Source organism: Paraburkholderia sp. BR10923, from assembly GCF_040948765.1.
Lineage (GTDB): Bacteria > Pseudomonadota > Gammaproteobacteria > Burkholderiales > Burkholderiaceae > Paraburkholderia > Paraburkholderia youngii.
This window is the reverse complement of the sequence record NZ_JBFPKO010000039.1, coordinates 16,456-43,243: the sequence shown is the minus strand read 5'-3', so window position 1 is coordinate 43,243 and position 26,788 is coordinate 16,456. Positions and strand designations below refer to the sequence as shown.

Here is a 26,788-nt window from a genome sequence, read left to right as displayed (position 1 = left end):
GGCAAACGCCCGCGTGCAATGCCCGCAAGGGCCAAAAACCAAAGGATGACCGTCGGCTTCACGACCTGAACACCTCTACATCGCCGACACGTCGCAAATTCAGCTGCTTGTTCAGCGTAGCCCTAAGACCTGTGCTCGCTTCATTGATCACTGCCCTGTCGGTCGCAAACACCGCGCCGGTGAGCCCGTACGGGCTGGTTTCGTCGACGAGCTTGAGAATTTCAGGCCACTCTTCATCGTGGTACACATACACAGACAGGACCGGCCCGAAGATCTCCTCCTGCATCATGACAAATCGAGGATCGCTGACCTCAATGACCGTGGGCGACACAAAGTAGCCTTTACGGGCGTCACACTGCCCGCCGGCGATGATCGACGCCTCACCGGAACGCCGCGCGGTGTCGATATAGCCATTGATTCGCTCGTAGGCACGCTGATCGATAACCGCTCCCAAGAAGTTCGAGAGATCCCGCACGTCCCCCATCTTCAAAGTCGAAAGATCGTCGAGGAGTCGCGCTTTGACCCGCGGCCAGAGCGATGCCGGGACGTATGCGCGCGACGCCGCGCTGCACTTTTGCCCCTGGTATTCGAATGCGCCTCGGAGCAAGGCGGTGCTCAGGGCGTCCGCATCCGCCGACGCATGAGCAAGAACGAAGTCCTTCCCGCCCGTCTCACCAACCAGCCGGGGATAGCTTCGATATTTCGGAAGCTGCTCCGAGACGGCACGCCAGAGGTTGTCGAACACCGCAGTCGAGCCAGTGAAATGGAGGCCCGCAAATGAAAGTGAGCTAAGCGCGACAGACGAAACCGTCTTTGCGTCTCCTGGGACAAAATTGATGACCCCAGGCGGGAGTCCCGCCGCCTCGAGTAGTTGCAGAACATAGTAGTTGCTGAGCGCCGAGGTGGCTGCCGGCTTCCATAGCACAGAGTTGCCCATCAGCGCGGGCGCACAGGCCAGGTTGCCGCCGATGGCCGTGAAGTTGAAGGGGGTAACCGCGTAAACGAAGCCTTCGAGCGGCCGATACTCAAGTGCATTTCGCGCACCCGCAGCGGAGATTGGCTGCAACTCCTGCAACTCTCGCGCGAACTGGACATTCCACCGCAGGAAATCGATCAGTTCACACGCCGAGTCGATCTCGGCCTGATATACGGTCTTGCTCTGCCCCAGCATTGTCGCGGCGTTCATTTTGTGACGCCACGGCCCCGAAAGCAGATCGGCGGCCCGCAGGAACACCGCTGCACGCTCCTCCAGCGGCCAGTTGGACCACTCCAGTTGATTCTCACGATGCGACTGTATGGCCGCCTGCACGTTTTCTGTCGACGCCTGCTGCACGTTTGCGATCAGGTGATTATGATCATGGGGACACGTTACCGGCAGCCGTTCTCCCCCCCAATTCGCTCGCCATTGACGATAACCGGAATATTGACGACCTCTGCGGCCTGACACACGAGTTCACTTTCGAGCGCGGCGCGCTCCGGTGAACCCGGAGCATATGTGAGGATAGGTTCATTCTGTACATGCGCACATGCCATAAGGCTCGTCTCCAATTCTCTAGAAGTTCGAAGGAATTGAAAACGTATCCAATACCAGCGTCTCCAACCATCCTTCCAAGGGAGGAGCACGTTGCCGACGTCGCTTCAACGACAGCACCGGACAGTACAGGTTTGCGATTCAGCTGCAGTGAGCAGAAAGCGTCGCATCTCCAGTCCGACTTTTGATGCGAATGGACGTTCGTTTTCCTGCAAGGGGTTCCTATCATAAGCGCCGGTGTTATGAAAACTGATTGGCTTATGTAGAAGTCCGTATAAACAACCTCCTGCTTGAAGTCCCGTGCGGCAAACGCCTGATCGAACTGTCGGGCGCGCTGCACTTCATCGCTGTGCAGATAGGTCGAGGTCGTCGAGATCGACGAATGGCGCAGATTGTCGCGCACCATGAGCAGCTCGGCGCCCCGCGCCAGCGCGTGCGAGGCGTGTGTGTGCCGCACCCAGTGCGGGCTCGCCCGGCGCAGCTTCTCGGCCGTCCCGGGCCGCTCTTCCTGGATGGCATCGGCTACCAGCACGAAGAACCGCCTCAGCACGCGCGAGAGCCGCGTGCTTTCGATGCCGGCGGCGTCCCCCTCGAGGCTAGCCACAAGCGGCGTCGCCGGGTTCCAGCGCGCGGGCGTGACCGGCAGGCCGCGCTGCACGAGATACTGGTCAAGTGCCGTTCGTGAAAGCGGCGGCAACGCCACCTTGCCGCGCTTGCCCCCTTGCCGGCCACGTGCAACCAGTGATCGCCGTGCTCGTCCCGGCGGATGTCTGCGAGCGTCGCGCCAACCAGCTCGCTAGCGCGCGGGCCCGTCGCATAGCCGAAGTCCAGCAGAATACAGCGGACACCGAACAGGGCGACATTCCGATGGACTATGTTATCGATGTCGGAGCGCAGGTCGCGAAGCGTTTCCCGGCGTACGAGACGGCAGGCATTGCGTCGTCGTGGACCGGCGTGTACGACGTGACACCAGACTGGAACCCGGTGCTCGGTACACTGCCCGGCATCAGCGGGCTGGTGGTGGTCGGCTACGGCTTCTCGGGCCACGGATTCAAACTGTCGCCGACAGTCGGCAAAATCCTAGCGCAAGCAGCCCTTGGCCAGCCCACCGACGTTTCGCTCAAGCCGTACTCAGTCGAACGTTTCGCCACCGGCGAGCTTTTGACGGGAAAATATGGCCTCGGTGCAGTTTCTTGATGCGATGAGGTCCGCTCACCTCGCGATTCGTCCGCTGGCGTCATTCACGCCGCAGCCGTGGCGCAACGGCGGCCGGCAGGAATGGTATCGAGCGGAGGGAAAAAGTGCAGTTGCTGGAAGACCTTCAGCAGCACCAGCAGGCCCAGTCGAGGTCGCTCGCCGCGCGTCGACCGACGTGCCCAATCGAGCTCGTCGGGCAGTGGCGTGTAGCAGGTTTGCAGTTCCCGGGGTGCCAGGACCTCGGGGGAAGCGCGGGTACGCGGAGCGTTCGAGGGTAGCCATTGCGGATCGTCCGGATCAGCAGAGGGCCGCTCAGATTAGCACAAGAAAAATCAGACGTTACCGCTGATACCCCTTCATCGGCCAGCAATTCGATAACCGTGCGCAGAAGGCTCCGGATCGACGTGAACTGCGATGTTGATGTGACTCTTATGCACTTGACTCACAGTCACGATAAAGCGCGCCGTGGCCGCACTGCGCCATCATCAGGGGCCGCCAGCGCCCGCGCGCCGGTTCTTGGCGATAGACGCGAAATCGACAGACAGTGTTTGTGATTTCTAGTCCGTTGACCTGCTCACGCCCTAGCGACGATCGCTGTGCATTTCGGACGGTCGATTTTCTAAATTGGTGACCGTAGAAGACGGCGGCGATATCGGTACCACCGGCGGCCTGATGGAAACGAGAAAGATTGCGGCGATGGCCGAGGCCTCCAATCTGCGCCTCGCGCCGCATAATTGTGCTAGGGAAGGTCTGCACAACTCGTTTTCAGAGAGTTGGCCGTTTGCCACTTGCGTTGTATCAGCCATGAGAGTCTGCTGGCAGGTTGGTCGCCTGGCTTTTTGAAGCGTGACGACCACTGTTTGCCGAGATTCGCGGCCTGAATCTGCGAGCGTTTCAAGCGTTCCACAAAGCCTTGCGTGCCATCCACAGGTTGCCCAGAGCAAATAGTGTCGTGATCTGGGCGGTGTTCTTCATCAACCCCCGGTACCGGGTCTTCGTATAGCCAAACTGCTGTTTGAGGACGCGGAACGGATGTTCAACCTTGGCGCGGACGCCGGCCTTCAGGCGTTCAATCTGATCGAATATCGCGTCCAGCCGATCGGTTAGGTCCAGTTGTCTGCGCCTGCCTGGTCGCATCGCGACATGCCAGCGAACCGCGCTTACCTGGCAGCGCTTTTCGATACCCTGATATCCGGCGTCAGCGGACACATCCATTTCCTGGCCGTGCAACAGCGCTTCGGCCGCATTGATGTCATGAACGTTGGCGGCTGTGCCGATGACCGTGTGGACCAGGCCCGACTCTGCGTCCACGCCGACGTGCGCTTTCATCCCGAAGTACCATTGATTTCCCTTCTTCGTCTGGTGCATTTCCGGGTCCCGTGTACCAGAGCCGTTCTTCGTCGAAGTGGGTGCGGAAATCAAGGTAGCGTCGACCGCCGACCCCACCTTCAGCATCAAGCCTTTCTCGCTCAGGATCTCATTGACCAGCGTGAGCATCTGCGCAGCCAGGCCGTGCGTTTCGAGAAGGTGACGGAACCGGAGAATCGTGCTCTCGTCCGGCAAACGCGTCATACCCTCGTCCAGCCCAGCAAATTCACGATACAGCGGCACGTCATAAAGCGCCTCTTCCATCGCCGGGTCTGACAGACCAAACCACTGCTGCATGAAGTGGATCTGCAGCATCGTCGCAATAGGAAACGGCGGCCTTCCAGTCTTACCCCTTGGATAGTGCGGTTCGATCAACGCAATCAACCTCGACCATGGCACAACGCGCCTCATCTCATCGAGAAATTCCCGCTTGCGCGTGCGTTTCGTTGAAAGATCCAGACCAAGACCAAGCTGTGTCATCGAGGTACCCCTTAAACCTGCCTTCTCCCAGGATAGTCCACCGAGACGTCAACGCCAGGACTTTTGCAGACCCTCCCTAGCATGTTGTGCACAGCAGGCACGCTGCAAGTAAGCGTTACCCTCACAGACTTCATGACGCTCGAAATCTATCCATACTTCAGCGACGCCCAAAACTACGTGCAAGTACTCGAGAACCCGCCCGAAGCTCGTTGCGCCGGCTTCCCAGGCTTTTTATCGGCTTTCCTGCATGGTTAGCGATCGCAACGTCCGGCGAGTTTGAGTAACGATTTGCACAAGAGATTCGCTCCCGCCTCTAGCTGCTCTGGCGCGGTCCATTCATCTTCGTGATGGCTGATACCACTTCGTGAAGGAACAAAAATCATTCCGGTCGAGACAACTTTGGAGAGCCGGCACGCGTCGTGCATCGCACCACTGGTCATCCGCAATGCCTTATAACCGTCACTCAGAGCCGATGATTCGACGATATCCACGATTTCATGGTTGAATTGGATAGCTGGAACGCGCATCGTAGATCTCACCGTCGCTTCAACTCGCTCATCCGCCGCGAACGTCGCTGCAATGTCGCTCACGGATTGCTCGATCCGATCAAGTACTGCCTCGCTCTGATGCCGCAGATCAATGGTAAAAGACGAAAAGCCGGGAACCGTATTCGGTTACCTGGGCTGAACGGCAACTCTTCCAATTGTGAATCGAACTTCGCTATCGAGAGAAAGCGCAAACCGCCTCATTGCTTCGGCCATTCGCGCAACCGCGAAAAAGCTGTCTTGCCTGTCATCCATCGGGGTTGTGCCGGCATGACGATCACTGCCGGATACATCTACTTCGTACCAGCGAACACCCTGAACGCCCGTGACGACGCCGATTTCCCGACGGCAACGCTCGAGGACCGGTCCTTGCTCAATATGAAGTTCAATGTAAGCGGCAGGCTTGATAGCGTCTCTGTCCATCGAGCCGGCGTAACCGATGCGTCCGAGTTCAGCGATGAAGTTCTTGCCATCGGCGCCAGTGATTGCCGAGGCTAGGCTGCCCCTATGTCGATATGCCCCGAAAAGCCGCTCGAACCCGTGAGCCCCGGTGAGAATCGCGCACCTTCCTCATTGGTCCAGTCAATGACGACTATCGGTCTGCTCGTTCGAATGTTGTGATCATTCAACGTACGGATGACTTCAAGGCCGGCCAAGACGCCATAAACGCCGTCCAGCTTACCTCCATTCGGTTGCGTGTCCAGATGGCTACCAGTAAGCACCATGCCACTGTCCCCGTCCGAGCCGCAGCGAACCGCAAAGATGTTTCCAAAAGCATCGACGTGAACCTGACATCCGGCTTCAGTGCACCATTCAACGAAACGGTCTCGCCCCTGTTTGTCTTCATCAGTGAGAGCGATCCGACAACAGCCCCCATTCGATTTGATCCCGAAACGAGCCATTTCGGCGATGGATTGTTCAAGTCTCGGTAAGTTAATCTTCGGAAATGTATTCATCGCTTGTCCAGGCAAAGGTTCGGGGTTCCAATGCTTGCTTATTCGCCCCGCTACCAAGTCAGTCTCGTCGGCTAGATCAGGTTAAACCAGGTGGTCTTCAACGCTGTGTACTTTTCGAGCGCATGCAGCGATAGGTCACGACCGATACGCGGTCTGATCATAGCCGTTCAAGCTGGTTGCCACATCATCCGCGTTGCGAATCCCGTAAAACGGCAGCTCCTCGACCATCAAACGCGCGACGATCTCGATCTTGCCGCGATCTGCAACGCGGTCTTCTGCGACAGGATCTCCCGCTGCCCGACCAGGAACGTAAAGAGCTTGATTTGTTGCCGGTCGAGCGCGTCGTGCACATCGCGCAACCACTCGTATTCGTTATCGTTGTAGCGCTGCGCCTCATCGCAAAACAGCAGCAGCGTCCCACTGCCCTCCCGCTCGGCCGCCTCGCGGATACGCAAGGTCAGGCGCATCCGTTTGGCGGAGTTGATGCCCGCATTGGCGCGTGGTCGCCGACCGCTTCCAGCAGGTTCACGACGAACGGCCCCTCCGCGTGAGAGGGTTTGTGTTCGCACTGCGCGTGGTAGCTCGTCAATTTCGGCAGGTCGCGGGCCAGCAGCAACCGCATACTCGATCGCGCGGGTCTTGCCGATGCGCGGGGGACCGTAGATCAACGCCCCCATGATCGGGTAGCGCAAGCATTTCATCACAAGTTCGTGGAGCACTTCGATCGCGGGCGTCGCGATTCGGTAGTTGCCGGTCGCCAGCGGACGAAGCGAAGGATCGATGGGACGTGGAATCTCGACGGACATGATGCCCTCCTCTCGGAAGCGGTGGATCAACCTACCTGGCCGGTACCGATCTTCAGCTTGCGTGGATGGACCCTCGCCCGGGAGGTTTCGGACTGCCCTACATTGGGAGCCATGTCGGAGACGGCGGTCTGTCAATGCCGACCGTAATTTCCCCAAGGGGGATTATTTATCCGACAGCGACAGCCTGTCGCTACGACGCAGGGACGTGCGCGGTGCCGGCGATGCCTCGCCGGCCGACGGTGGCCGCAATGATTCGAAATCGGGCTGCGCCCCGAAGCCCGACGGTGTGCTCGCCTTGGCCGCGGCGGCGGCCCCCGAACCGGCGAATAGCGGGGCGGCGGATGATCCATTGGCAGGCGACGCAGCAGCCGAATCGGTAGTTGAAACGGCCGTCGAAGCATCCGGCGCAGTAGCCAATGAATCCTCGGCGCCGAGTGCAACCGGCGCGGCGAAGTCGGCCACCTGTCGCACACCGGCGCCCGTGGCTTCGTGCGCGGGCACGGTCTGGACCGGTGATGCGCTCCACGCGCCGCCCGGAGCGAAGCTCCGTGGCGCCGTGCTGCTGAAATAGGAGGACGCCGGAGACGGCTAACCGTAGGCACCGGCGGACAACGGCGTGTTATCGCTCATGACGAGGGTCTGGCTCGCCCTTCACGCGAATAAAGAGATGAGAGATACGTTATCTTTCAAACGTACCACGGGTAGACGGGAGCGCCGCCCACCCGTGGAGCATTGTTCTACATCTTTGGATGTCAGAATCGGTGACGCATACCGACAACCACCAGTGTCTGGGAGTTACCGTTTCCGGTCAGCCCATATGAACCCACCGATGCAACTGCGTCAACGAGCCCTCCGGCGACGGTTCGCTGCGTTCCGCTCGCATGCTGGTAAGCGGCAACCGCGTAGAAGTCCGTGCGCTTCGACAAGGCGTAGGTAACGCCCCCCGTCACCTGGTTATACGTTGCAGACGTATCACCTCCAGCGCGGGTGTAGATGTACCCGATTCCGCCAAGGACACTGGGAGTAATCTGATAGAGGGCATACACTTTTCCCGAATTGAAGTGCTCTTGCGATTTGAACGTCGACTGCGCGTCCGCGTTAAACGCCGAATAGCTATACACAGCTCCGAGGGTCAACGCAGAAAGCTGGTAGCGGGCCGCCGCATGCGCAATTCCGATCGATGCCGCTGTTTGATAGCCGTTGCTGATGGGTCCGTCAAAAATCGAATCCATCGTACCGCTCCAGGTGGTCCGCAGCTGTCCCGGGGCAGCCGCAGTATTACTTCCATGAAGATAGCCTGCCGCGATGCTCAAGGGTCCGCCGGTATAACTGGCTGCCGCAGAGTAGGTATTTCCTGAGCCAGGTTGCCCCGCCACACCGTTCAGTGCGTACAGTCCTTCGAACCGGATACCTCCAAACAAGGGGCTAACGTATTTGATTGCGTTCGAGATGCGCGCACTGTTGTCGTTGTTATCGACGTCTCCGGGGGTTGTGGCTGGAGATCCGAAGACGCTTTCGAGTGTCAACCCTTGAACCTTGTCAACCATCGGGTCATACTGCCGCCCCAGCTTAAGAGTGCCGACACTGGCGCTCGTGATACCGACCCACGACTGCCGGCCAAATTCGCGCCCACCTTGACCAAGTGTCCCGGTGCCAACATTAAAACCATTTTCAATCTGAAAGATTGCCGCCAACCCACCACCTAGGTCTTCTACGCCTTTCAAACCCCATCGATCACCATTGAGATTACCGTTCATCATCGCATAGCGGCTGCCTTGATTGGTGTTGACGTAGCCAAAACCTGCGTCAATCAAACCGTACAAGGTAACGCTCGGTTCCGCATGGGCCACGCCAGCGAGTGCGGTTGACGCCAACACAACAGCAACAGACTTTTTCTTTTGCATTTGATCTCCATGAATCGTTGAATAATGACTGCGCAGACTGAGACACAGTGCCCTGTTTTTATATGTTGTACTAAGTTGATAGCCATCCGCCATGCCCCCCGTCGTGACCGGACCGCGTCTTGAACAAGTCCGACGTTCCCCATCACGTACACATGTCCATTTGAATTCGAACGGACACGGTCGACAGCGCGTCCGAATCAAGGTGACTCCTACGGAGTGGCGTTACGGCTGGATTGCGTCAAGCTCAAGCATCGCTATCAAACATGAACAGTTGTTGATTCATACAACGACGACTGTTACTGCCGACAACCGCGGACCCCGGTCAGCGGGGCAGGCATCCGTGCCGCGTCAGCGACGTTCGTCCCCACTCCGGAAGCCGAGCCGACGCATGGTAGAAAGCTCGCCTGCAAGGGATGAGCGTCAGACGCGGCACGCCGTCGGGGGCCAGCAGAGAGCACGCCCGCCCCCGGCCCCACTGTCACTCGCCAGGCCGTCTGGGACTGCGACGGGCTCGTTCTCAGGCGGCTTGTTGCGGCAAGCGGGGGGGAGTTCGGCGGGCATCAGACAGGTGAATGGGTCAAGCGCACTTTGTCGCCGGAACTCATCCTTGATGGCCGTACGGAGCCTATCGTCCGTCAAGACGTCCGCTCCGGTTGCCGCCATGATCTTTGCGGCATAGGCCAAACCCTTGCGGGCCGGATCCGAATTGCTCTGCGCGGTCCATTGCCAAGTGTGGGACGGCGGGCCAATGACATGAGTCGCCGCCAGAAGCTGCACTGTTGGCACCGTGCGACTCACATCACCGACGTCCGTCGATCCCATGACCGGCTCAGTGACGTCGCGCAACGGCCAGACTTCGTCACACAGCACCGTGTGCTCGCGCGGCGCGAGCTGCCACAACTCGTAGGAAGCAGCGATCGCTTTCGCCGAACAGGACGTCTGAAAAGGCGCTGCGATTGCGCGGTCACGTTCGTCGAAGCCAGTAGGCCCCAACTTCACCAAATTGGCGTGGAGCGCTTCTTCCAAGGGACGATTGCGAAGCAAGCTTGCGACCGCAGCGTGCACGTCTTCGCTCACCTCGGTCTCTGTCATCAACGCTGCGCCTTTGGCTACCTTGCGGACCCGTTCGGCCAGTTCGACCAATTCCGTCTGTTGGGCCGCGCGGATCGAATAACGAACCGTAGCGTGGCTCTGCACGACATTCGGCGCGATGCCGCCCGCATCGATAATGGCATAGTGTATGCGGGCATGGCGCGACATGTGCTCGCGCATATAGTTTACGCCGACGTTCATGAGTTCGACGGCGTCCAGCGCGCTGCGGCCGAGATGGGGCGTAGCTGCAGCATGGGCGGTGCGCCCCGTAAAGCTGAAGTCGATTCCGAGAGTGGCGAGAGAGCCAGAGTCCCATACCATGTTAAAAAAGGCTGGATGCCACGTGATGGCGGCGTCGACGTCGTCGAAGGCGCCTGCGCGCGCCATAAAAGCCTTGCCCGCTCCGCCCTCCTCTGCTGGACAGCCGTAGTAACGCACGCGCCCTTTCAATCCGTTAGCCGCGAGATAGTCCTTCACAGCCGTCGCCGCCAGGAGAGCCGCGGCGCCAAGAAGGTTATGCCCACACCCGTGTCCGTGTCCGTCCTTTTCGACCGGCGAGAACTCGGCCAGTCCGGCCGCCTGGCTCAGTCCCGGAAGCGCGTCGTATTCGCCCAGGAACGCGATGATGGGTCCGCCTTCGCCGGCCTCACCCATAACGGCGGTCGGAATGCCGGCGACATTTCGGACAATGCGAAACCCCTCCTGCTCCAGCATCGCCACATGCTCCGTAACCGATCTGAACTCGTTATAGGACAGTTCAGGCGTTGCCCATACTTTGTCACTGAGCACGAAGAAGTCTTCCTTTTTTACATCGACGAGGTTCCAGATTTCTTCCGCGACTGCCATTGATTTGCCTCTCTGCATCAGTTGAAAATAGGTTTGAAACTCTAGCCTTCCGAGGGACAGTCCGCCTTCAATCCAACACAACTCCATTCGCGTGACCGAATCGGTCAAGACCTTTTGGAAAGGCCATGATGGCAAACAGCATGACCGCGCTTGCCATAACCGCATAGAACGCGGGAGAAGCGGGATTGCCGGTGTGTTTCAGCAACCAGGTGACGACAACCTGTGCGGTGCCACCGAAGCTAGTGATCGGAACGGCATAAGTGACACTGAGGCCGAGAGCTCGCACGCGCGCCGGCAACGCTTCGCCAATCAGCATCAGAACCGAAGGTCCCGCCACGGCCGGCATGGCACTCATCAATATGGTGGCGATGAGCAAGGTCGACACGCTCTGCGAGAGAATAAGAAGGTGGTATGCCGGGTAGATTCCCGCGAGCAGGACCGTGTATGGAAGCGCCACTATGACCCGGACGTTATAGCGATCACAGAGCCACCCACCAAGCAGACCGAACACGATCAGCGACGCACCTAACACTATCGCCGAAAACATGCCGATATGCGGCGGCATTTTCAGTACCGCGATGGAGTATGTGGTCATGTAGACCGCTACGTAGAAAACCGCGGTGCTAGCTCCCAGCATCGCCATACCGGGCAAAATGGCTCGGCGATGGCGCCACAAATCGCGCCATGGAGTGGCCGTCGTATTCGCCCCACGGCTACGGCCATCGAAGGTCTCGGGCATCTGTTTGCGCAAGTAGAGCGCAACCGGGACGAGTAGGAGCCCAAGGGCGAACGCTAATCGCCATCCCCAACTCTGCATGTTCTCCGGCGCCAGTAGCGATGTGAACGTGACGCCGACAATCCCTGCGGCGAAACCCGAAATGCCCTGGCTGGCGGTCGACCAACTCGTATAGAAACCGCGTCGCCCCTCGGGAGCAGCTTCCATAAGGAATGCGACGGCCGGCCCGACTTCGCCGCCCAAGCCGAACCCCTGGATGAGCCGGCTGATGACCACGATGATCGGAGCGGCGACACCGATGGTAGCCTGATCGGGAGTCAAGGCCAGTCCCATAGTGCCGACAATGATCAGCGCGATGGTAAGAAGCAAGGCCGGCTTGCGTCCGAGGCGGTCGCCGAGCCGGCCGATGAACAGCGCACCAAGAGGGCGAGTCACGAAACCCACCCCAAAAACTGCGACGGAAGCAAGAATTCCTGTCAGTCCGTCCAAGGATGGAAAGAAAGCCCTTGCTGCGTAGACCGCGAAGAACGAGTAGATCCCAAAATCGTAGAACTCAAGAGCATTGCCCGCGATCGCCGCAACAACCGCTCTCGTAGGCACTCGTCGTTCCGATTGCGCGAATCGCGAGTGTGGCGGCCGGCGCTCATCAAGCACAGTCATCTTCTGTCTCCATTGGGCGAATTCTTCGTTCGCGGTTCGTGATTCGTTGCTGTCCTCCACTAACGAATGCAGTGGCATCGATAGAAGTCTGCCTCGCTGATGTGAATGACACAATCCGGCCAAAATAGGTCAGGTATTTGAAACCCGTATAGGGTGCGCCTCGATACCGATACTGGATCGACTCGCCAGCATCCGGTGCTTCACTAGGGTAGACTTGATACGTCCTTTGAAGTAATTCTCACAAAAGACCGTACCGACATTCGAACTGGCGAGCCACGTGAAAACATCAGACGGAGCGTGTCACTACGTCAGCATTCAATACAGACAACGACTGACTGAGGCTAGAATCGACCCGTCGGTCGGCAGCCGGCCGACGACCGCGAGAACGCGCTGCATGAACCGATGAACGGCATCTCCAAGACGGAACCGTTTCATCGCCGCGCCCCTTGGAAAACGAGGGAATCCGTCGAATAGGCAACCCTGGAATGTGTGGGCTGGCAAGACCGTCATCGTCTGATGGAATCGCTCGGCTATCTCCCGCACGCTGGGGCTGAAGCAAGCTATTACAGGCAAGTCTGAAGTGCCTGCATGTAGTTAAACCAACCAGCCTGCGGTTCAGCTCGCTTGCACGTGTCCGCAACACAGCGATGATCGGACTCTTGGATCGGAGCGACAATGACTGTGCGTGTGACTGTGCGTGGAAAGCACATTCAGCGGATCCTCACATCGGCCACACAAAGGGCTGTTAGCTTACTCAAAGCTATCCGGAATCATCTCCGTCTTTCCCGGCAATCGTACTCGTGGATAAGTCTTGTAAAGAACGTCGTCCGAAAAGCCTCTCACATTCGATTTTGAACGCCTCGATCTCTCGCCACTTCTCCGCAGAGGAAAGGCCAGGCTCCGTCGCTAGCACGGACGCTGCTTGATCGAGCTCAGCCTCGCTGAATTGACGCCGCCAACCAAGTCCGGTGCGCCGAAAAAGAAGATCCATGAGGGTCACGGCATGTTCTTTCTGTATGCCATGCTGGAGATCTGATAGTCGTGTTGACAGCCCCGATACCAATGCGGGCGAACTGTCGCTTGCGGGCGGCTGCTTTGGCGCATAGTCTGGTCGTTGCCGTCGGCGCCGGGGTCTTAGCCGCTTTGCCACCGCCTTAGAGCGTGTTAGGAACTTCGATTGAGACCTGGTATCCTGGCGGGATGAAAACAACGGACCGCAAAGGGTATCCGACTGATGTGTCGGATGAGGAATGGAGTTTCGCGGCGCCGTATCTGACGCTGATGGACGTTGACGCGCCCCAGCGCAAATACGAACTGCGCGACATGTTTGATGCATTGCGCTGGATGGCTCGTGCCGGCGCGCCGTGGAGGATGCTGCCCAATGATTTCCCGCCGTGGGAGTTGGTGTATCAGCAGACTCAACGCTGGTTGCAGGCTGGCTGCTTTGAGAGCATGGTGAGTGACCTGCGCTCGGTGATAGGCGTGGGACAGGGCCGTCGGGGACAGCCCAGCGCGGTCATCCTCGATGGCCGCACGATACAGTCGACCTGCGAGAGCGGCCCGCGTGCGGGTTATGACGGTTATAAGCGCAAGCGCGGTAGTAAGGTACAGATTGCAGTAGACACGTTGGGACAGTTGCTGGCGGTGCACGTGACCCCAGCCAATGAACAGGAGCGCGCACAGGTAGCGGAGCTTGCGCGGCAGGTCCAGCAGGTAACGGGACGAACGGTCAAGGTGGCATTTGCCGATCAGGGATACACGGGCAAAGAGCCCGCGCAGGCTGCGTTCGACGAGGGCATTGACCTTCAGGTGATCAAACTCGAAGAAACGAAAAAGGGTTTCGTTCTGCTCCCCCGCCGGTGGGTGGTCGAGCGCAGCTTTGGCTGGCTCAACCGTTTCCGGCGTCTCGCACGTGACTATGAACGGCTCCCCGAAACTCTCGCTGGGCTTCATTTCGTCGTCTTCGCAATGCTCATGCTTGTCCACGCCGTGTCAGTACTTCAAAGTTCCTAACACGCTCTAGCCAATCGCGGTGCCTGCCGCCCGGAGTCTGGCCGGCGACAAGCGATCCCACGGACCACGGTAACCCTTATGCGTTTTATGACGCCGGAATGGGGTTCGTGCAGGCAGGAATTGCAACGGTGAAGGAGGAAGGACCGAGTTCTTCCACGAACTTTCGCAAACAGGCGATCTTTACGCTGACCGAAGAAGGTAAGAAGCTGCTGGTTACGAATGAGCGGCAGCCGTTTCCCAGCAAGCTGTACGGCGCATTCTGCTATGGGAAAGCAAAACTCACGAAGGTCCTGAACTGGGACGAACCGATGAAACTAGGCGGCGCCGTGGTCACGACTGTGACGTACGCCTACGAACTAACAGACGTACCGAAGTGGGCGGAAAACAAACAGCTTCAGACGTCATTCCCCGCCTTAGGCAACGACGTCACAGGCAAGGGTAAAGCGAACCTTGGTGTTTCGTTGACCGATGGGCATTGGCAGCCTGCCACCTGATTGGCTCGCTGGGGCTGAAAATCTGCCCAATGCAGCCTCACCGTGCCATGGGCGGAAATCGAACGTGGCCGGTGCCACAGAACGTGCGTGCTCGAAGCAAGAATCGCGAACTTTCGACCGTTACCGCCCTACGACCGAGCCCCTCGGTGATTCACCATTGACTCGCATTCGCTCACAACTGTATGGGCGTCGGGAATCGTTAATGTAGCGCCGAGCTTCATCGCAAAGGCCAATCGACAAGGGTTGACGATTTTCCGGCGTCGGCAGTGACATCGGCTAAGTAAGAACATTTTATCAATAACAAAACGGGGTAACCGTGAAGGAAAGATTTGAGGCAGAAGCGCGGTGCCAAAATCTCATTGACGCGCTTGAAATGCAAGGAATTTGCCGCGGTATTCCAGAGCTGCCGCAGCGGCTGGCCAATACGGTGGACTTGTCGAGTTTCAAGACAATGAAAAGCTCATCACACAGGGCGAGCAATCCAGCGACGTTTATTTTTTGTTGACTGGGACTACGAAGATCATTGTTGGTAAGAAAGAAGTCGATCGCGTTGATGCCGGTCGGCACGTAGGTGAAATGGCGGCAATTGAGGCACTGCCGCGCTCCGCGACTGTGATCGCTGACCGCGCTATTGTCGCTATTAAACTATCCGAGACTCAATTCATCGAGCTGTGCGATCAGTTTCCCCGGATCTACGAGCACCTTGCTGTGGAACTTGCGCGGCGGCTGGAGCGACGCAACAAGGCGCTTGCGCGCTCAGACGAAAAAGTGAATGTCTTCGCGATTTCATCAGTCGAAGCCCTGTCGGTCGCTGAGACCGGTGTCCTCGCGTTCGAACATGCGGAAAACATCAAGTTTTGGAACTGGCCAGACAATGTGTTCGGAGTGAGCAGTTATCCGCTCGACGACCTCGAGCGTCATCTGGACACGGCGGACTTCGCGATTGCCATCGCACAGGATGATGACCTCACTACATCCCGCAAGGAGAGGAAGCCAAATCCACGCGATAACGTCATCTTTGAATTGGGACTTTTTATGGGGAGATTGGGGTTCGCCGCCGAGCCACCTTGATGAAGCCAAAGGGCGTCGCTGTAAAGCTGCCTAGCGATCTTGCGGGCGTGACTACTATCGAGTATCCAGCAAAACTGTCTGAAGACTCACCTGACCGTGACATGGCGGCGGCATGGACGAAAGTCCGTGCGCATATCGAGAAGGTAAATCGATGAACAATGGTGAGATAGCGAAAGTCCGTGATGCAATCGAGCAAGGTCTCGATCGCGCTGAATCCAATTGGGAGAAGGTCGGGCACCTGAGTGAGGCGCGACTGCATAAGTCGGTCGAATCGTACGCTATGGACAGCGCCGACTCGAATATCCCTGGTTATCCAGTTGCGTCAGCAGATAGACCAAAAGTCGACGAGTTCATTGCGCTAGAATTGACATGCGGGGATCGACTCAAAGACTCAAGACAATTATCAAAACCGCAAAGATCTACGGACTGCAACGGGTCTATTACGAGACGTCTGCGCTTTTGCCTGCCGTCGCCGTTCCCTGTGGCTTTCAAGGCGGGACGGTCACGGAATATTTGGGTGACGGCGGGTTGATATTGTTCGGGGTGGACAAGGACGACAGGGAGAAGTCTGTCCGGCTCGCATACCGTTCCGCGGAGAATTGTATCGGTAGAGTCGAGATGTGGCGCGGTAGCAGTAGGTCCGGTTTGTCTGTTGTCCGCCCCTTTCGTTTGGCGGTGTCCCATTAACCTCGCCGTAACCCCGTTTCCACATCCCGCTCATCGAACCGGACGTGCAGATCTCCCGCATCCGGCTCTCGGACAAGACTTCACGCCTTCACACACGCCAGGCTACACCTCCGCGCGCGCTCAAACGTACGAGACCGAAGTGCCCGTAGAGGTGCGAGGATGGATAGCTCCCGCCCCTTCGTCGCCTGAGCTTATGCTTGTTGCGCAGCCACCGGCGCAACCGCGTCGCGGTGTAGCTGTCGAGCGCACGGTAGGCGCGGCTAACGCTTCCAACCTGGAAGTAGTTGGCCCACCCACGTAACGTGCGGTTCAACTTGCCCACCAACTCCGTGGTCTCTTGCCATGCCATCCTGAGCGCGGTCATCGCATGAATCTTCTCGACCATGCGACGCATACTCTTCTTCGACGGGCGCATACCCATACGGGCCTGGCCAGTCGTCGGTGAGTACATCTGCCCAAACGTGTAACCCAGGAAGTCGAATTCACCTTCCGGGACCTTGCAGATTCGTGTCTTTTCCTCGTTGACCGTCAACTTCAGTTTGCCCATGATCCCGCGCAGGTTCAGCAGCGCCTCTTCGGCCTTGCCTCTCTTGCACAGGATCACGAGATCGTCCGCGTAGGTCACGATGCGACTGCCAAGACTGCGCTGAAGTCCGAGCTTCTTCCATGCCAGTACGAACCGGCGCATGTAGACATTTGCCAGCAGTGGTGAGATGGGAGAGCCCTGTGGGATACCTCGCCGGCCGTCTCTGGCCTCCGTCGTGCGCTTCTTGCGGCCTCGGTTGTCGGTTTCTTCAACGGGACATTCCAGCCACATCCTGATCAGATGCAGCACACGCCGATCCACGATGCGACGCGCGAGCGACAACATCAATTCGGCGTGTGGAATACTTCCGAAGTAGTCCGCCAAGTCCGCGTCAACGACGGCCGTTTGCCCTCGGTGCAGCCGCTCCTCCACCTCGACTACCGCTTGCTGGGCATTGCGCCCCGGGCGGTAAGCGTACTGCTCTGACGGAAGATCCGCTTCGAAGATCGGTTCGAGTACCAGCATCGCTGCTGTCATGCACACCCGATCCCGCAGGGTCGAGATGCCCAGTGGCCTCAACTTGCCATTGGCCTTCGGGATAAACACTCTTCTGATATGGTCCGGTCGGTAAGTCTCCTGCCTGAGCGCAAGCGCCAGTTCACCGAGCCACTTCTCCACCCCGTACGCCTCGACCTCCGCGAAGTCCTGCCGATCGACACCCGGTGCGCCCTTATTCGAGCGGCACTGAGCGTACGCATGCGCCAGCACATCCTCGCTATAGATCTTGTCGTACAGCGCGTAGAAGCGATACCCGGCTTCTGCCTTCGCTTTCGCGTGTAACGCCATCTGCAGCTTCTGAACACGAATCGGAGTTGATAGGTTGCCCAATCTCCACGCCCTCACTACGTATTGCGTCTGTCTTGAACTGAGGCCCCTTTCCTCCGCCGGCATTACACCGGCTTCATCGGTACTACGGGCCTCTCCGTCACCCCAAGGCGCCCGGCCTGTCCCTCACGGGCGTCCGGTTGGTCATCCCTGACCACGCCGAGGGGCTTCCCGTGTTGCGTGCGCTTTCCTTGTGTGCATGCTGTCGCCACTACCCCGGCGCAGCGGCTGGGCGTCCTGCCTGCTCATTCACCCAGACGTATCAGCCTTCCCCGATATGGCTGTCGGGTCGGCCTGCGCATCGACCTTTTCGAGGCTTGCTCAGCGTTCACTCGCGTTACGGCCTGCACACTCGCGCTGTCACCGTATTTCGTGACACGCTTCACCGAAGGCTTCAACCGCTTCGTTACCTCCACGATTGCTCCGGTTGCTTCCGGCTGGAGCGGTTGCCGGGTGGGGCTTTCACCCACTGGAAAAGCGCCGCCTTGTCACGGCGCACGCCATATGCGGTCGCTGATCAACGACGCCATCGCAAAACGTTACTCGCTACCGGCAGTTTCACTTGGAGCTGGGCTCGCAATGAGCAAAGCAATGATCACCTTGGTCGGAATACAAGGAACTATCAGCCTAAAGCGATTGGTTCGTGTGTATGGGATGCCACGAAACTCAGTGGCGGAGTAAACGCCGTCCACGTTTCGCGCGATATAAACGGCGTATGGCCAACATCACAAGGCGGCTTAATGCGATTCAGGCAGCTTGATCTGAAACACGTCGAGGGGTACAAAATGTATAAGGAACCGGCGACAAGCCAACGAGCCCTCGCGAATTGAATGACCGTTTCCCGGGCAGATTGGAGATCTGTCCGAGCGACGTCGCAAGCGAACGACTACTGATGGCCGACTTTTGCCTAGGCGACCTATCCTTTTAATCTACAAGGGGTAACTGCGGGCCGCTGGTCGTATCGGCCACCGGAGATTTCCGCGGGGGAAGAGGGTATGCCTCCGCGAGCATTGCTTCCACTGGATAGAGGTTCAAAAAAGAGCGCGCCTCGTCGATCGATCGGGTTACCTCGCTTGCCCCGTGTCGTAAACACGCCTGTATTCAGGGGCATTCGCATTTGCTCACTGCACCTTCGCGGTATCATCGATCGCAGCAGGCGGACGCATGCTATGACCGATCGTCTGCATTCACTTCTTCATCGTCCTCCGGGAGCTCGAGCGGCGCGTTCGATTCCGCATCTGACCATGCGGCGGGTATGGCATCAATCGCTTTCAACCCATAATCCTCCGGGCACTCAACGATCGCATCGATCTCTTCAATGATGAGTTCGCGTACATATGCGTTCTCGTCCTGCCCGAACCGTCGCCACGCGCGCTCGATGACGTGGTGCACCATCACGACGGATCGCGCATCTATCTCAATCGCTATGCGGATATTCAGAAATGGATTACTCGCCCGTGGAGACTGCCACCGACCAACCAGAAACTTCGCGCTCATCATTCAACCCGGGATGTTATTCGCACCAGCATACCCAGCGCAGACGGTAGTCAAGTTGACGTGCTTGCTCAATCGACAAGCGGTAGCTGCGGATCGCCGGGTCGGTCGGCCACTCGCAATTTACGCGGCGGAAGGGGATATGGTTCCGCGTGCATTGCTTCAACTGGATAAAGCTTCAGAAAGGACCGCGCTTCATCGGTCGATCCGCAGGAGAGCCAATCGCCATACTGCGCCGGCGGGACAATGACGACTGAGCGCTTCTCGGCACCGGGCTTGTGAAAGCGCTTCATCAGCGGATGCTCGTCTGAGTTAACGGTGAGCATCGTGAAGGAGAGGGTATGCGAGCCGTCGACTTCCTTCCAGGGAGCGCCAGAGCCCGGCGATCGCGAGCGGTTCACCGCTAGCTGTGCCGATTCTCCAACGCACAGCCGTACCTGTCTCGTAGTTGGGTTCAAAGAATGCACTACACGGGACAAGGCAGAGTTGGAGATTCTTCCACGCGCCGCAGAAGCTGCGTTTCTTCCCGACTGATTCCGAACGCGCGTTCATCGTATCGAACGCCTTCACACCCGGAGGAATATGCCGCCGCGGAACGATGCCGAACCAAGCGCCAAACGTCTCGAATGCGTCGCCACCGCGGCGCAAGATCGGCGCGTAGTAGTCCTTATAGATCTCGCGCTTGTAGTCGAAGTCCGGCTCCGGGAACAGGCTAAAAGCGTCCCAGGCGTCGTTAGGATTTGCGTCGTAGCTCGTGCACATCAGTTCTCTCCGATATTTCGCCACGTTTCGCCGACGCTCGATGCTTACGGTTGCGGCTTCAGCGCTCCGGTAGCGGCCGAAAAACAGTAAGGCAGCTTCGGGCGACTGGATACCGGTTCATTGCCGTGGTGAGCGTCGAGCCCGTGATCACTTCTGTATCTCATGCTTAAACATTGAGCAAGGCATTCAAATGGGTTGGCTCCCAGTGTCGTGCGCGGACGCACTGCGCATGACATGGTTCCGGCGCCGCCCGAAAAACCGGTGTGATCGTGCGTAGCGACCGTGGCGGTCACTATCGTCGCAGCCAGAGTTGGCGCAATCCCTCGGCGACGCTCACATTGCGCGCTTTCCGACACTGACATGGCGAATTGGCATACACCTGACAATATCGACACCATCTGGCCATCGCATACCTGCCCGAACCATCTCGGCACGTCTCTTGCACGTTCGCTGGCGTCATGCGTGAGTTGTGGAATATCGCTCCAGGCTGCGGCAATAGCGTTGCCGCGCGATGACTCCCGCTTGCCGATTGAACCGGCTCGTTTGGCTGCAAGCTGAAAAAAGCTTCGGATAACATAATGAGGATTACCAAATGCAAAGTAAACAGCACGTGATGGGGGACAGGGATCATCGCGCTTGGGTGGGTCCACCTGATTATTACGACCGCTTGGGTGCCGTGCAATTCGTTACATTGCTTCTGCTGGGGTTGAGAGAGGAACACTTTTTATTGGATATCGGATGTGGTTCACTACGTGGAGGCAGGTTCCCTTTGATGTACCTCAATCCCGATCGCTATTTCGGCATTGAACCGGAAGAATGGTGTCTTCGGCAAGGCATCGAGGCGGAGGTTGGCTCCGCACTTGTCACTTTGAAGCGACCACAATTTTCATTCAATTCTGATTTAAATACAACCAGTTTCAATTGCCAGTTTGACTACATAATTGCCGCCGGCATATTCATGCACGCGAGCAAAACGCAAATTATAACGTGCTTAAAATCAGTGTCTCGGAGTTTGCGATCTAATGGGAAATTTGTGGCGGCTTTTCTGGAGGGAGGTTCAGACAGCAGCTGCGCACACTGGTCGTATCCGGCAGTTCAGTATTACAAGGCTTCAACCCTTCGTTTGCTCGCGGGGGAATGTCGATTAGAGCTCGTCCTCCTCGATGCTCCGCACCCACTAGGGCATCAATGGGTTGTTCTAACGCATATGAAGGAGCAGCAACACGTTAATCATCACCTTGGACTCGATGCGTTCTCGTGGGAAGAATATCTTTCGTTTCAGTTATCGAAACGAGGAATAGCTCCCAAGAGTCATGAAGGCTATTTGCGTCATGACCTGAGCAGGGTCATTCGCGGCGACGACGAATCTGTTGTTCCGCAAGCGAAATTGTCGTCATCAGAGCCACCAATCGACGACGCTGCGGCTCACACAATGGAGACTTAGGGCGCGCGCCAAAGCGCCGTTGTGGCGATTGTCGCCGTGCGATTCTTGACCATCGGCAACGCTGAATGTCCGTGCGGTAGGCTCGCGAGCGCCCGGGGCGCATAACGTTCTTGCTTCCCCTCGCTGTTGAGAAATCGGTAGTTGGCTGCGGACCCCTGAACCAGGGGCTAACTGTTCGCAAGAGACGTTGCGACAGCGCATGATGGGCGGGACCGTTGGCTACGCTTCGCCGTGCGATTTGAAAATACACACGGTTGGCACAACCGCTTTCGAATCTAGCAGTTCGGTGGAGCCCAATTCACGGAAACGGATGCAGACGCTTTTTAACGTGTAGCAGGCGACGGTCTTAATGCTTCGCTCCGAGGGAGGTCTTTGATGTCACAGGTAGCAAAAACAAGGGTATCAAGAGCTGGCACCGTGGACAAAGCGCCGTCAATCCGCTATCCGATATCGAAGATCCATCAGACGTTACGTGATCGGATCTGCACTCTGTATTATCCCCCCGGCACCGTATTGCGCGAGACGGCGCTTGCGGATGAATTCCACGTCAGTCGCACACCGATTCGGCAGAGTCTTCAGAGGCTCGCATACGAAGGCCTCGTGGAAACAAGAAATGGCATCGGTACGATAGTCACGGGCGGTGATCTCCGGGAATATCGTGACACTTACGCATTCCGGCTAAGGTTGAGCGAGATTCTTGGCGACTTTTGCTCTCCAGCAGACGCTCCCCACGCGCTCGAGCGGATGCAACAGTTGGCGGTTAAAGCGACGACGCTGCAACACAGGCCACCGAATTCAGGAGCATTCTGGAAAGTCCTCGATGAGTTGCATTCCGTAATCAACGGCCTCATAACGAACGTACAAGTGCGCCAAACGCATAACCGCTGTTACGTGCAAGTCTCACGGGTTAGGCTGAATATTGTGGAACTTGTATGGGACGAAGAACTTAGAAGTCTTAATAGGGAGCTGGACGAATGCTGCTTGGCGCTGCGCGCGGGGGACATGCGTGCTCTTGGACTTGTGCAACGCAACCACATCTCGTTCGGTCTCGCACGCATCGCTCGGCTGATCTCATAGTGTGCCGGACAGGTCGTGTAGTTTGGTCGGTGCCGCCGTGCTGTAATTCGAAAATGCGCCAATACAGAAATGAAGACCGGCTCACACAGCCTGACAGAATCACGATGTTCGCGTTCCTCGGGATGTCGCGTTCGACTGCTCTTGCCTGATATCGGTACCTGGGTAGAACTTCAGGCGCTTGCAGCCTATCGGAGCCCTCGGCCTGGCTACATATTCGGATAGTTCGGCCCGCCACCGCCTTCCGGCGTGACCCACACGATATTCTGCGTCGGGTCCTTGATATCGCAGGTCTTGCAGTGCACGCAGTTCTGCGCATTGATGACGAGCCGCTCGTTGCCTTCGTCGTTCTTCACGAACTCGTACACGCCAGCCGGGCAATAACGCGACTCCGGTCCGGCGTAAGTCTGCCAGTTCACGTTGACCGGCACGGTCGGATCCTTCAGCGTCAGGTGCGCCGGCTGATTTTCCTCGTGGTTTGTGTTCGAGATGAACACCGAAGAGAGCCGGTCGAACGTCAGCTTGCCGTCCGGCTTCGGATACGTGATCGGCTTGCACTGCGAAGCCGGCTTCAGCATCTCATGATCGGAATGCTGGTGATGCAGCGTCCAGGGCACGTTGCCGCCGAGCAGCTTCTGCTCGACGCCGACCATCAGCGTGCCGAGGTAGAGACCCTTGCTCATCCACTGCTTGAAGTTACGCGCGCGATACAGCTCGGTGTACAGCCACGACGTCTTGAAGGTTTCCGGATAAGCGGTCAGTTCGTCCGACTGACGGCCGGCCTGTACGGCGGCGAATGCGGCGTCGGCGGCGAGCATGCCGGTCTTGATCGCGGCGTGCGAACCCTTGATGCGCGACGCGTTCAGGAAGCCCGCGTCGTCGCCGACAAGTGCGCCGCCCGGGAACACCAGCTTCGGCAGCGACATCAGACCGCCCGCGGTGATCGCGCGCGCACCATACGACACGCGCTTGCCGCCTTCCAGAATCGCGCGGATCGCCGGATGCGTCTTGTAGCGCTGGAATTCCTCGAACGGTGACAGATACGGATTCGAATAGCCGAGGCCGACCACGAAGCCGACCACGACCTGGTTGTTGTCCATGTGATAGAGGAACGAGCCGCCGTAGGTGTCGTTTTCGAGCGGCCAGCCGGCCGTGTGCATCACCAGACCCGGCTGGTGCTTGGCGGGATCGATCTCCCACAGCTCCTTGATGCCGATGCCGTACACCTGCGGATCGACGCCGTCGCGCAGCTTGAACTTCTCGTTCAGCTGGCGGCCGAGGTGGCCGCGCGCGCCTTCGCAGAACAGCGTGTACTTCGCGTGCAGCTCCATGCCGAGCTGGAAGTTCTCGGTCGGCTCGCCGTCCTTGCCGATGCCGAGGTTGCCGGTCGCGACGCCCTTGACCGAGCCGTCGTCGTTGTACAACACTTCAGCCGCCGGAAAGCCCGGGAAAATCTCGACGCCGAGCGCCTCGGCCTGCTGACCCAGCCAGCGCGTGACGTTCGCGAGGCTGATCACGTAGTTGCCGTGGTTCTTAAAATTGTCCGGCAGCGCCCAGTTCGGCACGCTCTTCGCACCCGTTTCGCTCAGAAAGAGGAAGCGGTCTTCCGTCACTTCAACATCTAAAGGCGCGCCATTTTCCTTCCAGTCGCAAATGAGTTCGGTGATGGCGCGCGGGTCCATGACCGCGCCGGAGAGAATGTGCGCCCCGATCTCCGAGCCTTTTTCCAGCACGCAGACGCCAATCTCGGCGCCTTTTTCCGCCGCCCGCTGCTTCAGACGGATCGCCGCGGCAAGGCCAGCCGGGCCGCCGCCGACGATCACGACGTCGTATTCCATCGATTCACGCGCGTTCTGCACGGATGCAAGTTGTGAGGTCATGCTCAAGACATTTCTTGTAAAGGTTATTCTCAGCCTACCCGCTTTGAAGTCGAACAGCGCTCACATAAGCGAAGCTTATGGAGCACAAACTGGCGACGCTCCAGGATTCGGGACGGAGCTACCTCTAGCCATCAGCCGAAGAGATAGGCATATGTAGCGATTAAAACCAGTATTCCGACGATCTCCCCCACCACAGACGCTACTGGTTTCGGAGCGAACAGCCGTACGAGGCCTCTCGTCGAAAGGCCAGACAGAAATGCGATGGTGATCGACGCTATCGCTAAATATGCGCCATGCGCGAATGCCAGCAATTGAATTTTGCATCCCGTGGACAACCTTGACGACCCAAATAATGCCACGGGACAAAGTCACCGTACGTGGTCCTCGCCTGTTCGAACGACCCACTTATGACCTTTCATCAGAATTGCTTATTGAAGCATTGGCGAGCATCTTCGGGTGCAGACTCTGATCATCGTTTCTGTCAAAGGACATGGCCGTGAACAACTACGATGTTGTCGTAATTGGAGCTGGGGTGATCGGTACCTCGGTCGCGTTTCACCTACAAAAGCTGGGCGCCAGAAACGTGCTGGTACTCGACCGCGCGACCATTGGCGCAGGCACGACGTCACAATCGTCTGGCATTCTGAGAACGCATTATTCGGTAAAGGAAAACGTCGAATTGGCACGTAAGTCGTGGTCGGTGTTCAACGATTTCGCTGCCTATCTTGGCGACGAAGAAGCTTCTTGCGGCCTGGTCAAGTGCGGCTACATGATCGTCTCGGCGGATAACGAAAAACTTGAACCGCTCCGTGCATCGCTGGAGCAACAGAAGGCCCAGGGTATTCCCCTCGAACTGCTCGATGCGCAGCAGGCAAAAGAACGCATGCCGATTGCCACCTTCGACGACGCCGCGCTAATCGGCTATGAACCGGAAGCTGGGTTCGCGGATGCATATCTCACTGCAACCAGCTTCGCACGCGCCGCGCGACGTGGCGGCGTGACGATCCGCGAGAACGTTACTGTGAACAGGCTGTTGATCGAGAGCGGAAAGGTGGTGGGCGTGTCGACGAGCGTGGGCGATTTCAGTACCGGTGCCGTTATCAGCACGCAAAACATCTGGACGCCGGAGCTGGCTGGCTGGACCGGCAGGACGCTCCCACTTGCGCCGGAACGTCACGCAGTTCTTGCGCTCGAGTGCCCCGAAGCGCCCTACACTTTCCAGATGCCGGTATTCAAGGATCTCGCATCGGAAGGCATGCTGTATTACCGCAGTTACGGCGGGAACCGGATGCTGGTCAGCGAAGGAGTGGTCGGCGAGAAACTGAGCACGGCAGACACCGAACAGGGAGACATCCCGATGGACTATGTCGTCGATGTCGGCGCACAGGTCGCCGAGCGTTTCCCGGCATACGAGACGGCAGGCATCGCGTCTTCATGGACCGGTGTCTATGACGTGACGCCGGACTGGAATCCCGTGCTCGGCGCGCTGCCAGGTATCGATGGCCTGGTGGTCGGCTATGGCTTCTCGGGCCACGGCTTCAAGCTTTCGCCCACGGTTGGGAAGATACTCGCACAGGCTGCGCTGGGTCGGCCGATAGATGTCTCGCTCAAACCCTACTCTATCGAGCGGTTCGCCACCGGCGAGCTGCTGACCGGCAAGTATGGCCTCGGCGCCGTTTCGTGAAGTGACAGCGTCTGTCGAACTGGCGGTCCGGCCACTCGCTTGCATAGCACCGCAAGCCTGGCGCAATGGCCAAAGTACGACGCGTACCCTGGCAGAGGCCGCTGACGGAGGCTGGCGTATCAGCCTCGCCGACGTCGAACGCGATGGCTCATATTCGCGATTCGTCGGTATGAACCGCGTGTCGCTTGTCGTTCGGGGTGTAGGCGTCACGCTAAATGCCGGCTCAAGACGCATAGACATGCGACACGGATGTGTGTCGGCGGAATATGACGGAGACGCCATCTGGCAAGCTAGTCTGCTTGACGGGCCAGTCCTGAAACTCAACGCCATCGTCGCGCGAGAGCGCTACACCGCTCGCATCGTGGTTCTACGGGAACCAATGCATCTACCGTCCGGATGCCTCGCGCTCGTGCTGACCCTGCATGGAGCCATGCATGCTGCGTGCACGCGATCTCTGCGAAACGTTCTTGCTTCCTGAAGCATATGTCTACACGCGCCCGGAAAACGGCGGCGCGTTCGACATCGAGGCAGCCCGCGATAAGGAACAATACGAGTTGAACGGCGAGGCGCACGACGAAGCTCAGGCGCCCTACGCGGCACTCGTCATTATCGAACAGAAAGCGCGCGGATGACATGCGCGCGCTCCCAAATTC

22 protein-coding genes and 4 pseudogenes are annotated in these 26,788 nt (G+C 58.2%); 11 read left to right on the top strand and 15 right to left on the bottom strand.

Annotated elements, in window-relative coordinates:
• Positions 1-58 precede the first annotated feature (58 nt).
• The gene (gene pruA, locus AB3X94_RS37680) at positions 59-1,447 is read right to left on the bottom strand and encodes an L-glutamate gamma-semialdehyde dehydrogenase (RefSeq protein ID WP_368614197.1); all 1,389 of its coding nucleotides are present in this window, start codon (positions 1,445-1,447) and stop codon (positions 59-61) included.
• Positions 1,448-1,811: 364 nt separating this feature from the next.
• Positions 1,812-2,377, bottom strand: a pseudogene (locus AB3X94_RS37675) (tyrosine-type recombinase/integrase); the annotation flags it as partial.
• Here AB3X94_RS37675 and AB3X94_RS37670 point away from each other — a divergent pair.
• Positions 2,366-2,728 (top strand): annotated as a pseudogene (locus tag AB3X94_RS37670) (NAD(P)/FAD-dependent oxidoreductase); the annotation flags it as partial. The pseudogenes AB3X94_RS37675 and AB3X94_RS37670 overlap by 12 nt on opposite strands.
• 77 nt (positions 2,729-2,805) lie before the next feature.
• On the opposite strand, the pseudogene AB3X94_RS37665 reads toward AB3X94_RS37670, so the two are convergent.
• The 3 genes and pseudogenes from AB3X94_RS37665 to AB3X94_RS37655 all read right to left on the bottom strand — a co-directional run.
• A pseudogene (locus tag AB3X94_RS37665) lies at positions 2,806-3,010 on the bottom strand (DUF4158 domain-containing protein); the annotation flags it as partial.
• Positions 3,011-3,622: 612 nt separating this feature from the next.
• The gene (locus AB3X94_RS37660) at positions 3,623-4,576 is read right to left on the bottom strand and encodes an IS5 family transposase (protein ID WP_368614196.1); all 954 of its coding nucleotides are present in this window, start codon (positions 4,574-4,576) and stop codon (positions 3,623-3,625) included.
• Positions 4,577-4,827: 251 nt separating this feature from the next.
• Positions 4,828-5,166 (bottom strand): M20/M25/M40 family metallo-hydrolase, encoded by a 339-nt coding sequence (locus AB3X94_RS37655; RefSeq protein ID WP_368594283.1) that lies wholly within the window; start codon positions 5,164-5,166, stop codon positions 4,828-4,830.
• Between the two features lie 3 nt (positions 5,167-5,169).
• Between AB3X94_RS37655 and AB3X94_RS37650 the strand changes: the two genes are divergently transcribed.
• Positions 5,170-5,619 carry a hypothetical protein gene (locus AB3X94_RS37650; RefSeq protein ID WP_368614195.1) on the top strand — a complete coding sequence of 150 codons (450 nt, stop codon included), beginning with the start codon at positions 5,170-5,172 and terminating at the stop codon, positions 5,617-5,619.
• Here the strand turns inward: AB3X94_RS37650 and AB3X94_RS37645 are convergent.
• From AB3X94_RS37645 to AB3X94_RS37625, 5 genes are all read right to left on the bottom strand, one after another.
• Complete coding sequence (locus AB3X94_RS37645; RefSeq protein WP_368614194.1) at positions 5,616-6,077, bottom strand: M20/M25/M40 family metallo-hydrolase; 462 nt, start codon at positions 6,075-6,077, stop codon at positions 5,616-5,618. The genes AB3X94_RS37650 and AB3X94_RS37645 overlap by 4 nt on opposite strands.
• Before the next feature lie 227 nt (positions 6,078-6,304).
• Positions 6,305-6,883, bottom strand: coding sequence for an AAA family ATPase (locus AB3X94_RS37640; protein ID WP_368614193.1), 579 nt, complete (start codon positions 6,881-6,883; stop codon positions 6,305-6,307).
• 752 nt (positions 6,884-7,635) lie between these two features.
• The gene (locus tag AB3X94_RS37635; protein ID WP_368614192.1) at positions 7,636-8,787 is read right to left on the bottom strand and encodes a porin; all 1,152 of its coding nucleotides are present in this window, start codon (positions 8,785-8,787) and stop codon (positions 7,636-7,638) included.
• 420 nt (positions 8,788-9,207) lie between these two features.
• Complete coding sequence (locus AB3X94_RS37630) at positions 9,208-10,833, bottom strand: amidohydrolase (protein ID WP_368614191.1); 1,626 nt, start codon at positions 10,831-10,833, stop codon at positions 9,208-9,210.
• Positions 10,793-12,121, bottom strand: coding sequence for an MFS transporter (locus AB3X94_RS37625; RefSeq protein WP_368594287.1), 1,329 nt, complete (start codon positions 12,119-12,121; stop codon positions 10,793-10,795). The genes AB3X94_RS37630 and AB3X94_RS37625 overlap by 41 nt, the downstream gene beginning before the upstream one ends.
• Positions 12,122-12,425: 304 nt before the next feature.
• Between AB3X94_RS37625 and AB3X94_RS37620 the strand changes: the two are divergent.
• From AB3X94_RS37620 to AB3X94_RS37605, 4 genes and pseudogenes are all read left to right on the top strand, one after another.
• A pseudogene (locus AB3X94_RS37620) lies at positions 12,426-12,700 on the top strand (IS3 family transposase); the annotation flags it as partial.
• A gap of 621 nt (positions 12,701-13,321) precedes the next feature.
• A complete protein-coding gene (locus AB3X94_RS37615; protein WP_368614190.1) occupies positions 13,322-14,134 on the top strand; it encodes an IS5 family transposase in 813 nt (270 codons plus the stop codon).
• A 98-nt stretch (positions 14,135-14,232) separates the two neighbouring features.
• Positions 14,233-14,628, top strand: a complete 396-nt coding sequence (locus tag AB3X94_RS37610) for a hypothetical protein (RefSeq protein WP_368594086.1) — start codon at positions 14,233-14,235, stop codon at positions 14,626-14,628.
• Between the two features lie 384 nt (positions 14,629-15,012).
• On the top strand, positions 15,013-15,699 hold the full coding sequence (locus tag AB3X94_RS37605; RefSeq protein ID WP_368594087.1) for a TIR domain-containing protein: 687 nt from the start codon (positions 15,013-15,015) through the stop codon (positions 15,697-15,699).
• Between the two features lie 775 nt (positions 15,700-16,474).
• Here the strand turns inward: AB3X94_RS37605 and ltrA are convergent.
• The 4 genes from ltrA to AB3X94_RS37585 form a co-directional block, all read right to left on the bottom strand.
• Positions 16,475-17,863, bottom strand: coding sequence for a group II intron reverse transcriptase/maturase (gene ltrA / locus AB3X94_RS37600; protein ID WP_368614189.1), 1,389 nt, complete (start codon positions 17,861-17,863; stop codon positions 16,475-16,477).
• Positions 17,864-18,964: 1,101 nt separating this feature from the next.
• The gene (locus AB3X94_RS37595) at positions 18,965-19,297 is read right to left on the bottom strand and encodes a hypothetical protein (RefSeq protein WP_368594089.1); all 333 of its coding nucleotides are present in this window, start codon (positions 19,295-19,297) and stop codon (positions 18,965-18,967) included.
• Positions 19,298-19,362: 65 nt separating this feature from the next.
• Positions 19,363-19,584 (bottom strand): hypothetical protein, encoded by a 222-nt coding sequence (locus AB3X94_RS37590; RefSeq protein ID WP_246392449.1) that lies wholly within the window; start codon positions 19,582-19,584, stop codon positions 19,363-19,365.
• A 19-nt stretch (positions 19,585-19,603) separates the two neighbouring features.
• Positions 19,604-20,053 carry an SOS response-associated peptidase family protein gene (locus AB3X94_RS37585; RefSeq protein WP_368594090.1) on the bottom strand — a complete coding sequence of 150 codons (450 nt, stop codon included), beginning with the start codon at positions 20,051-20,053 and terminating at the stop codon, positions 19,604-19,606.
• A 592-nt stretch (positions 20,054-20,645) separates the two neighbouring features.
• Here AB3X94_RS37585 and AB3X94_RS37580 point away from each other — a divergent pair.
• Complete coding sequence (locus tag AB3X94_RS37580) at positions 20,646-21,497, top strand: class I SAM-dependent methyltransferase (protein WP_368594091.1); 852 nt, start codon at positions 20,646-20,648, stop codon at positions 21,495-21,497.
• 375 nt (positions 21,498-21,872) lie between these two features.
• Positions 21,873-22,574, top strand: a complete 702-nt coding sequence (locus AB3X94_RS37575) for a GntR family transcriptional regulator (RefSeq protein WP_368614188.1) — start codon at positions 21,873-21,875, stop codon at positions 22,572-22,574.
• A gap of 206 nt (positions 22,575-22,780) precedes the next feature.
• Here the strand turns inward: AB3X94_RS37575 and AB3X94_RS37570 are convergent, their stop codons facing one another.
• A complete protein-coding gene (locus tag AB3X94_RS37570; protein WP_368594093.1) occupies positions 22,781-24,451 on the bottom strand; it encodes an electron transfer flavoprotein-ubiquinone oxidoreductase in 1,671 nt (556 codons plus the stop codon).
• A gap of 496 nt (positions 24,452-24,947) precedes the next feature.
• Here AB3X94_RS37570 and AB3X94_RS37565 point away from each other — a divergent pair, with 496 nt between their 5' ends.
• Genes AB3X94_RS37565 through AB3X94_RS37555 form a run of 3 tightly spaced genes read left to right on the top strand, consistent with a single transcriptional unit; the run spans position 24,948 to position 26,767 of the window.
• Positions 24,948-26,135: an NAD(P)/FAD-dependent oxidoreductase gene (locus AB3X94_RS37565; protein WP_368614187.1), complete on the top strand. Its 1,188-nt coding sequence runs from the start codon at positions 24,948-24,950 to the stop codon at positions 26,133-26,135.
• Positions 26,113-26,613: a HutD family protein gene (locus tag AB3X94_RS37560; protein ID WP_368614186.1), complete on the top strand. Its 501-nt coding sequence runs from the start codon at positions 26,113-26,115 to the stop codon at positions 26,611-26,613. Before AB3X94_RS37565 ends, AB3X94_RS37560 begins: the two co-directional genes overlap by 23 nt.
• The gene (locus AB3X94_RS37555) at positions 26,570-26,767 is read left to right on the top strand and encodes a hypothetical protein (RefSeq protein WP_246392609.1); all 198 of its coding nucleotides are present in this window, start codon (positions 26,570-26,572) and stop codon (positions 26,765-26,767) included. Before AB3X94_RS37560 ends, AB3X94_RS37555 begins: the two co-directional genes overlap by 44 nt.
• Positions 26,768-26,788 lie beyond the last annotated feature (21 nt).